The organism is Planotetraspora silvatica (genome assembly GCF_016863315.1).
Classification (GTDB): Bacteria; Actinomycetota; Actinomycetes; order Streptosporangiales; family Streptosporangiaceae; genus Planotetraspora; species Planotetraspora silvatica.
Window position 1 is genome coordinate 89,442 of sequence record NZ_BOOQ01000006.1, and the last position, 6,793, is coordinate 96,234.

General features: G+C 70.5%; 5 protein-coding genes. 3 read left to right on the forward strand and 2 right to left on the reverse strand.

What is annotated here, in order from left to right; all coding sequences use genetic code 11:
* Positions 1-266: 266 nt before the first annotated feature.
* The 3 genes from Psi02_RS06505 (at position 267) to Psi02_RS06515 (ending at position 4,530) form a co-directional block, all read left to right on the forward strand.
* Complete coding sequence (locus Psi02_RS06505) at positions 267-1,106, forward strand: MIP/aquaporin family protein (RefSeq protein WP_203953009.1); 840 nt, start codon at positions 267-269, stop codon at positions 1,104-1,106.
* 55 nt (positions 1,107-1,161) lie between these two features.
* On the forward strand, positions 1,162-2,670 hold the full coding sequence (gene glpK / locus Psi02_RS06510) for a glycerol kinase GlpK (RefSeq protein ID WP_203972531.1): 1,509 nt from the start codon (positions 1,162-1,164) through the stop codon (positions 2,668-2,670).
* A gap of 78 nt (positions 2,671-2,748) precedes the next feature.
* Positions 2,749-4,530: a glycerol-3-phosphate dehydrogenase/oxidase gene (locus tag Psi02_RS06515; RefSeq protein WP_203972532.1), complete on the forward strand. Its 1,782-nt coding sequence runs from the start codon at positions 2,749-2,751 to the stop codon at positions 4,528-4,530.
* Between the two features lie 142 nt (positions 4,531-4,672).
* Here Psi02_RS06515 and Psi02_RS06520 read toward each other — a convergent pair whose 3' ends face one another.
* Together Psi02_RS06520 and Psi02_RS06525 are read right to left on the reverse strand one after the other, a co-directional pair.
* Positions 4,673-5,533 (reverse strand): aldo/keto reductase, encoded by an 861-nt coding sequence (locus Psi02_RS06520; RefSeq protein ID WP_203972533.1) that lies wholly within the window; start codon positions 5,531-5,533, stop codon positions 4,673-4,675.
* A gap of 156 nt (positions 5,534-5,689) precedes the next feature.
* A partial coding sequence (locus Psi02_RS06525) for a 2-oxo acid dehydrogenase subunit E2 (RefSeq protein WP_203972534.1) occupies positions 5,690-6,793 on the reverse strand: 1,104 nt, incomplete at its 5' end.

Sequence of the window (6,793 nt, forward strand, 5' to 3'; positions counted from 1 at the left end):
ACGCAAGATCTTGGCGTGAGGCTTTACCTCACCGGGTTTTCTTCGATGAACGACCGGCCGGGACGTTATAGACGGCAATGAAGTGGCCTGCGTCACGCAACGAGCCTAATACGGACCAGTGAGTCTGACCAGTGTTCGACAATGCCGACACTCATTCGTTGACGTACTTCACAGCGAAGCTTAACGTCCCGTTGCATCCCCTGTGGGGGTCCCAATACCACCGCCCGTCCGTGCCATTGGAGGCGGACATGGTCTTAGGAGGAGACATGGCGGAACGGTTCGCAAACCGAGGGCTGCTGGGTGAGCTGGCGGCCGAGTTCGCGGGGACGCTGATCCTCATCCTCTTCGGCACGGGCGTCGTCGCCCAGGTCGTCGGCGGCGGGATCGGCGACCACGACAGCATCGCATGGGCGTGGGGACTCGCGGTCGTCCTCGGCGTCTACACGGCGTCCCGCGTCAGCGGCGCCCATCTCAACCCCGCGGTGACCGTGGCCCTGGCCGTCTTCAAAGGGTTCTCCTGGCGCAAGGTCCTTCCGTACGCCCTGGCGCAGACCCTCGGCGCGTTCCTCGCGGCGCTGATCGTGCGATGGAACTACAGCGAGGTCCTGGCCAAGGTCGACCCCGGGCACACCGTCAAGACGCAGGGGGTCTTCTCGACCCTGCCGGGCAACGGCACGCTGCCGGTCCACATGTGGGGCGGCTTCCGCGACCAGATCATCGGCACCGCCATCCTCCTGTTCCTGATCCTCGCCGTCACCGATGTCCGCAACTCCGCCCCGCTCGCCAACCTGGCGCCGTTCATCGTCGGCCTGATCGTGGTGGCGATCGGCATGGCCTGGGGGACGAACGCCGGTTACGCGATCAACCCCGCCCGTGACTTCGGCCCCCGCCTCGCCTCGTTCCTGACGGGCTACGGAACCGCCTGGCGCGACCAGTACGGTGATCTCTATTTCTGGGTGCCGATCGTCGCCCCCCTGATCGGCGGCGTCATCGGTGCGGGCCTCTACCAACTTCTGGTCGACCGCTTCCTGCCGCGTGAGGGAGCGCCCGAGCCGGGCCGCACCCCGCCGCCGGCCGACTACGAGGCCGCGACGGCCGCCCGCTGATTCCCGACCCGGTATTAGATCGGTGTGACCCCACGACACGAGAGGCAGACGAGCGATGGCCGACTTCGTCGGAGCGATCGACCAGGGCACGACGAGCACCCGTTTCATGATCTTCGATCACGGCGGCAACGAGGTGGCCCGCCACCAACTGGAACACGAGCAGATCCTCCCCCAGGCGGGCTGGGTCGAGCACAACCCCACCGAGATCTGGGAGCGGACCCGCGCCGTCGCCGACACCGCGATGCGCGTGGCCGATCTGCACGCCTCCGACCTCGCCGCGCTCGGCATCACCAACCAGCGGGAGACGGCGGTCGTGTGGGACCGCCGCACCGGCCGGCCGTACTACAACGCGATCGTCTGGCAGGACACCCGGACCGACCGCATCGCCTCGGCACTGGAGCGCGAGGGCAAGGGAGACGTCATCCGGCGTAAGGCGGGCCTGCCTCCGGCCACGTACTTCTCGGCCGGCAAGATCCAGTGGATCCTCGAGAACGTCGACGGCGTCCGCGAGGCGGCCGAGCGCGGCGACGCGATCTTCGGCAACACCGACACGTGGCTGCTGTGGAACCTCACGGGCGGCGTCGACGGCGGTGTGCACGTCACCGACCCCACCAACGCCAGCCGCACGATGCTGATGAACCTGGAAACGCTCGACTGGGACGACGAGCTGCTCTCCTTCTTCGACATTCCCCGTCAGATGCTTCCGCAGATCAAGCCGTCGTCCAACCCCGACCTGTACGGCACCACCCGCCTGCTGGGCGGGGAGCTGGCGCTGTCCGGCGACCTCGGCGACCAGCAGGCGGCGACGGTGGGGCAGGTCTGCTTCGAGCCCGGCACCGCCAAGAACACCTACGGCACCGGCAACTTCCTGCTGCTGAACACCGGCACCGAGCCGGTGCGCTCGCAGAACGGCCTGCTGACCACGGTCTGCTACCAGTTCGGCGACGCCAAGCCGGTCTACGCGCTGGAGGGGTCGATCGCGGTCACGGGCTCGGCCGTGCAGTGGCTGCGCGACCAGCTCGGGATCATCTCGGGCGCCGCGCAGAGCGAGGCGCTGGCCCGGCAGGTCGAGGACAACGGCGGCGTGTACTTCGTGCCCGCCTTCTCAGGCCTGTTCGCCCCCTACTGGCGGTCGGACGCCCGCGGCGCGATCGTCGGGCTGTCGCGGTTCAACACCAACGCCCACCTGGCGCGGGCGACCCTCGAGTCGATCTGCTACCAGACCCGCGACGTCGTCGAGGCGATGCAGCAGGACTCGGGAGTCGTCCTCGACGTGCTGCGCGTCGACGGCGGTGTGACCGCGAACGAGCTGTGCATGCAGATGCAGGCCGACATCCTCGGCGTGCCGGTGTCGAGGCCGGTCGTGGCCGAGACCACCGCGCTCGGCGCGGCCTACGCCGCCGGGCTCGCCGTCGGTTTCTGGCAGTCCACCGACGACCTCAAGCAGAACTGGAACGAGGCCCGCCGCTGGGAGAGCCAGTGGAACGACGAGCAGCGCGAGCGCGGCTACGCCGGCTGGAAGAAGGCCGTCACCCGCACCCTCGACTGGGTCGACGTCCAGTGAAACGTCGCCGGGCCGCCTGCCTGTCAGACAGACGGCGGCCCGGCACCTCCCCTCGATCAATGAGGAGCTCTAAACACGATGTCTGAATATTCGGGGCCGACTTCCGTGCCATCCCTGGAGCCGACTCCAGGACCGTCTCGAGGGCCGGTGCTGGGACCCCGGTACCGGGCGGCGGCGCTGCGCACCCTCGGCGAGCACGAGTTCGACGTGCTCGTCGTGGGCGGCGGCGTCGTAGGGGCGGGAGCCGCGCTCGACGCGGTCTCCCGCGGACTGTCCGTCGCCCTTGTGGAGGCCCGCGATCTGGCGGCGGGCACGTCCAGCCGGTCGAGCAAGCTGATCCACGGCGGCCTGCGCTACCTGGAACAGCTCGACTTCCGGCTGGTGCGCGAGGCGCTCAAGGAGCGAGGCCTGCTGGTGACCCGGTTGGCGCCGCACCTGGTCCGGCCGGTCTCCTTCCTCTACCCGCTGACACACCGGGTCTGGGAACGGTTCTACGTCGGCGCCGGGATCACCCTGTACGACACGCTCGCCGGGTCGTGGGGGCTGCGGCGTCACCGCCAGCTCAGCCTGCGCCGGACGCTGGAGAAGGCCCCCGCGCTGCGCAAGGACGCGCTCGTCGGCGCCATCCAGTATTACGACGCGCAGGTCGACGACGCCCGGTTCACCATGATGGTCGCCAGGACCGCCGCCCAGTACGGCGCCTGCGTCACCACGAGGACACCGGTGATCGGCTTCCTGCGCGAGGGCGCCAGGGTGACCGGGGCACGCGTGCGCGACCTGGAGAGCGGCGCCGAGATCGAGGTCAGGGCCCGGGAGGTGATCAACGCCACCGGCGTCTGGACCGACGAACTGCAGCGGCTGGCCGGCGTGGAGGGCACCGCGACGGCCCGGCCCACCGAGGGAGTGTCCGTACGCGCGTCCAAGGGCGTGCACGTCGTCGTGCCGCGCGACCGGATCAGGCTCGACACGGGGCTCATCCTGAAGACGGAGAAGAGCGTGCTCTTCGTCATCCCGTGGGGGGCGCACTGGATCGTCGGGACCACCGACACCGCGTGGGACCTGGACAAGGCCGAGCCGTCCGCGACCAACGCGGACATCGACTACATCCTCGACCACGTCAACGCCGTCCTGAAGGACCCGCTGACCGCCGATGACATCGAGGGCGTCTACGTGGGCCTGCGCCCGCTCATCGGGCAGTCGGGCGCGAACACCGTCAAGCTCTCCCGCGAGCACGCCGTGACCAGGCCGCTCCCCGGTCTGACGGTCGTCGCGGGCGGAAAGTACACCACCTACCGGATCATGGCCGAGGACGCCGTCGACGCCGCGGTCAGGCACCTGGGCGAGGCCGTACCCGCGTCGATCACCCAGCGGGTCCCGATCATCGGCGCGGCCGGGTTCGAGGCCGTGCGCAACAACAAGAGGCGGCTCGCGGAGCGGGCCGGGCTCTCGGTCGGGCGCGTGGAGCACCTCCTGCACCGGTACGGCTCCCGCGCGGAGGAACTCCTCGAGGTCATCGGGATGGCACCCGGTCTGGGCGACCCGATTCCGGGCGCGGAGGGCTACCTCAAGGTCGAGGCGGTGTACGCGGCCTCGCACGAGGGCGCACTGCACCTGGAGGACGTCATGGTCCGACGCACCCGCATCTTCATCGAGGAACGCGACCACGGACTGCAGGCCTCAGCGGAGATCGCGGAACTCCTGGCGCCGATCCTCGGCTGGGACGTCGACCGGACGAAGAGGGAGATCGACGACTATCGGCAGTACGTCCAGGCCGACACCGCGTCCCGGCGGGAGCCGGACGACGCCGCCGCGAACGCCGTACGGCTGCGCGCCCTGACGCCGTCGGAAGCGGTCAGCTGATCACAGGCTGACCCGCCGGGCCACCGGGGACGGCGGTGGCGGCGGGCCCGTCCGGCATCGCGAAAGGGGGCCGGCGATCGACACATGCGATCGCCGGCCCCCCTCCGTATGCCCGGTCCTATGCGGTCACCGGTTCACGTGCTCAGTTGGCGTCCAGCCGGGCGAGCTCGTCCGCGGACAGCTTGAGGTCGACGGCCTTGGCCGAGTCGCGGGCCGTCTCCGGACGCGAGGAACCGGGGATGGGGATCACGACCGGGGCCTTGGCCAGCAGCCACGCCAGGCAGACCTGCTGCGGGCTCACGCCGTGCTCCTGTGCCACCTCCGCGAAGGGGGCGAAGCGGGAGCCCAGCTCGCCCGCGCGTGAGATGCCGCCGAGCGGGGCCCACGGCAGGAAGGCGATGCCCAGCTCCGCGCACAGGTCCAGCTCGGGCTCGCTCGAGCGGAAGGCGGGGGAGAACTGGTTCTGCACGCTCACCAGCCGGCCGCCGAGGACCTCGTTCGCCGTGCGGATCTGCTCGGGGTTCGCGTTCGAGATGCCGGCCATGCGGATCTTCCCCGCGTCCAGCAGGTCGCGGACCGCGCCGACGGAGTCCTCGTACGGAACGGTCGGGTCGGGGCGGTGGAACTGGTACAGCCCGATCGCGTCCACGCCCAGCCGCTTCAGCGAGGCGTCCGCGGCCTGCCTGATGTGCTCGGGCGATCCGTCGACCGTCCAGGAGCCGTCGCCCGGGCGGAGGTGGCCGCCCTTGGTGGCGACCAGCACCTCGGAGGCGTCGCCGCCGTAGCTCGCCAGCGCCCGTGCGATCAGGGACTCGTTGTGGCCGACCTCATCCGCGTGGATGTGGTAGGCGTCCGCGGTGTCGATCAGAGTCACGCCTGCGTCGAGCGCCGCGTGGATGGCTGCGATCGAGCGCGACTCGTCCGGCCGGCCTTCGATCGACATGGGCATACCGCCGAGGCCGATCGCGCCGACCTGGACGTCGCCGATGTTGCGGGTCTGCATCTGAATCCCCCAAAAACGACACGTACTCTTCTGTTCCTCCGCGGGCCGGAGAGGCCCCGGCTCGCGGAGGACGGGTCTCGTTCGACTCTAGTGATTGAAATCCGGAGTATCACGCCGGGCCCCGGCATCCGAATCAGGCGAGGATCCGCACCGGGTTCAGGCGAGGATCCGCACGGGGTTCTCGACCAGGGAGAGGAAGGCCCGCATCCACTCGGCGGCGACCACACCGTCGACGGGGCGATGGTCCACCGAGAGCGTCACCCGCATGACCGTGCCGACCTGGAGCTCTCCGTCCTCGACGACCGGCTCCTGACGAGCCGCTCCGACGGCGAGGATCGCGGCCTGTGGCGGGTTGATGATGGCCGCGAAGTCCTCGGTGCCGTACATGCCGAGGTTCGTCACGCTGATCGTGCCGCCCTCCAGCTCGTCCTGCCGGAGCCGCCCGGTCCTGGCCCGCTCGGCGAAGTCCCTGACGGCCGTGGCCACGGACGAGACGGTCATCCGCTCCACGGACCTGAGCACCGGCGTCACCAGGCCGCGCTCGGTGGCGATCGCCACCGACACGTCGACCGAGGAGAACGACCGGACAGCGTCCGGCGTCCAGATGACGTTCATCGCCGGAACCAGCAGGTGGGCTCCGGCGACGGCCTTGATCACCAGGTCGTTGACGGAGACGCGGACGGAGGCGCCGTCGTTCAGCTCCTCCCGCAGCCGTAGCAGCCTGTCGACCCGTGCGGTGCCGCGCAGGTAGAAGTGGGGGGTCGTCTGCTTGCTCTCGGTCAGCCGCGAGGCGACGGCCCTGCGGATCCGCGAGTGGGGGATCTCGGTGAAGGCCGGGATGCCCGCCACCGAGCCCGTCACAGATGCCGTCGCGGGGCCCGTCACGGGGGCCGCCGTCGTCGCCGGGGGCGTCACCGGGGCCGCCGCGAGGACGGACGCGGCCCGGTCCCGGCTCGTGATCGCCGCCTCCACGTCCCTGCGGATGATCCGGCCGTTCGGGCCCGTGCCGGTGATCTGCTCGTACGGCAGGCCCGCCTCCCTGGCCATCCGGCGGGCGAGAGGGCTGGAGAAGATCCTTCCCCTCCGCGTCCCGTTGGCCGTCCCGGCCGCCGGCGTCTGAGCGGGGGCCGCGCCGGCGGGGGAGGAGGGCGCCGGCGCGGAGTCGTTGGCGGCGGGCAGGGCGGCGGGCACGGTGGTAGCGGGCACGGTGGCGGCGGGCAGGGCGGCGGGCACGGTGGTAGCGGGCACGGTGGCGGCGGG

Coding starts and splice junctions, on each gene's coding strand:
- Psi02_RS06505 (WP_203953009.1), top strand. CDS start 267: ATGGCGGAACGGTTCGCAAACCGAGGGCTGCTGGGTGAGCTGGCGGCC.
- glpK (WP_203972531.1), top strand. CDS start 1,162: ATGGCCGACTTCGTCGGAGCGATCGACCAGGGCACGACGAGCACCCGT.
- Psi02_RS06515 (WP_203972532.1), top strand. CDS start 2,749: ATGTCTGAATATTCGGGGCCGACTTCCGTGCCATCCCTGGAGCCGACT.
- Psi02_RS06520 (WP_203972533.1), bottom strand. CDS start 5,533: ATGCAGACCCGCAACATCGGCGACGTCCAGGTCGGCGCGATCGGCCTC.